Raw genomic sequence first — 1,903 nt, forward strand, 5'->3', positions numbered from 1 at the left:
CAAATATGTTCGCGAGCTTCAACAACGTCAGGGTCGAGCTGGTTTATTTATGCGCACCTTTGCTACTTGTGATTAGCTTCGCATTGTACCGATTGCACAGAATTCTAGACGTTTTTTGGTTGGATAAAGACAACGCAACAAGCCTTGGGGTTGATGTAAAAAAGGTGACATTACAAGTACTAGTGCTCAGCGCTGCCTTGATTGCTATTTCGACCGCATTAATAGGGCCGGTTATGTTTTTTGGTCTATTGGTGACTAACTTAGCACGTGAGCTATTTAAATCTTTCCACCACCAGACACTACTTGGCGGTGTTTCATTGATTTCGGTAGCGTGTTTATTGAGCGGTCAATGGATTGTGGAAAATCTGTTCGGCTTTTCAACCACGATCAGCGTGGTGATTAACTTTATTGGCGGCATTTATTTCTTGAACATGTTGCTGCGTAACAAAATCGTTTAGGGCTATTATGATCTCTATGAAAAACCTGACCAAGATGTTTGGTCAATCCACAGTTGTCGACAGCGCGAGTGCAGAGTTTGTTAAAGGTAAAGTCACGTCGATTATTGGCCCAAACGGTGCGGGTAAAAGCACGTTACTCTCTATGGCTAGCCGATTGGTCAACGTCGACAAGGGAGAGGTCTTAATCGATTGCAAAGAGCTTAGTCAGTGGGAGACTAAAGAGCTCGCGAAAAGGCTCGCAGTATTACGCCAAGCCAATAACATTACCATGCGCTTTACAGTGCGAGAAATGGTAGCGTTCGGTCGTTTCCCTTATTCGCAAGGCAATTTGACCGAACAAGATCAGCACGTGATTGATAAGTCGATTGAATACCTTGATCTCACGGGGATCCAGCACAAGTATTTGGATGAGCTAAGTGGTGGTCAAAGGCAACTCGCCTTTATCGCTATGGTGATGGCTCAAGATACCGATTATGTGTTCCTCGATGAGCCGTTAAACAATCTTGATATTAAGCATTCATTGCAAATTATGCGTAACGTTGGCCACCTTGCTCATGAAATGGAGAAAGCCGTGGTGGTGGTCATTCACGACATTAATTTCGCAGCCTGCTATTCAGATACCATCATTGCGCTTAAGAAGGGTAAAGTCGTTGCTCATGGAAGTGTAGAAGAGGTTATTCAAGCAGACGTTCTTGAAGCTATTTATGAGACGCCATTTAACATCATTGAGTGTAACGGCAAACGGATGTGCACTTACTATTAATTATTGATCGTGAATGACCGGCTAGATGTCGGTCATTTTATCCTTAACTTTTCTTAGTCAGATCTTCAATAATTGGACATTCGCTACCAGAATTACCCGGGCAAGCGGATATCCAACTTTTCAGCTGTTTTTCTATCTCTTTTAATTCACGAATTTTAGTTTCGACTTCTTTGAGTTTCTCTTTTGCTTTGGATTTAACCTCACTGCTCTTACGATTTGGGTTCGAAGCCAGTTGTACGAAGTCTTTACACTCTAACAACGAAAAACCGGCATTTTTCGCGCGCGAGATTAGGTTAAGTTGCACAACATGTTGCTCTGAATACTCTCGATAGCCACTCTCACTGCGCATTGGGGCTGTGATCAACCCTTTATCTTCATATAAGCGGATAGATTTACTTGAAAGACCTGTTAGCTTAGATACCGCACCAATGTTCATCACTATTCCTCAAAGCAATTACAAAACCGGAGCCAACTTTTTACTACTTTTGCTCCCAAGATGAAAGCTGAACACGCAAAATTGTCCTACTGAACTCAGTAGGCTGTGCTGAAATAGGTCAGCAGTTTAGACAAGGGGCTACTGCTCGTAGCTCGAGTAAATGTTAGATACTTGATGCTCTTTGTTGGTCAATGGTTCGACTTGGTTTGAAGGGGTGTTTACTAGCACTGAAATAGGGGGGATGCC

The 1,903-nt window shown here is 43.0% G+C and carries 3 protein-coding genes; 2 read left to right on the plus strand and 1 reads right to left on the minus strand.

The features are described 5' to 3' along the window. Positions 1-458 (plus strand): iron chelate uptake ABC transporter family permease subunit (locus tag QTO00_RS19050; RefSeq protein WP_331426154.1); only part of this gene is annotated, 458 nt, incomplete at its 5' end. Between the two features lie 7 nt (positions 459-465). Further along, on the plus strand, positions 466-1,221 hold the full coding sequence (gene vctC, locus QTO00_RS19055) for an iron chelate ABC transporter ATP-binding protein VctC (protein ID WP_331426155.1): 756 nt from the start codon (positions 466-468) through the stop codon (positions 1,219-1,221). A gap of 43 nt (positions 1,222-1,264) precedes the next feature. Here vctC and cueR read toward each other — a convergent pair whose 3' ends face one another. Then, positions 1,265-1,657 (minus strand): Cu(I)-responsive transcriptional regulator, encoded by a 393-nt coding sequence (gene cueR / locus QTO00_RS19060; protein ID WP_038200988.1) that lies wholly within the window; start codon positions 1,655-1,657, stop codon positions 1,265-1,267. Positions 1,658-1,903 lie beyond the last annotated feature (246 nt).

The sequence above is a fragment of the Vibrio sp. M260118 genome, assembly GCF_036533755.1.
GTDB lineage: Bacteria > Pseudomonadota > Gammaproteobacteria > Enterobacterales > Vibrionaceae > Vibrio.

Coding starts and splice junctions, on each gene's coding strand:
- vctC (WP_331426155.1), top strand. CDS start 466: ATGATCTCTATGAAAAACCTGACCAAGATGTTTGGTCAATCCACAGTT.
- cueR (WP_038200988.1), bottom strand. CDS start 1,657: ATGAACATTGGTGCGGTATCTAAGCTAACAGGTCTTTCAAGTAAATCT.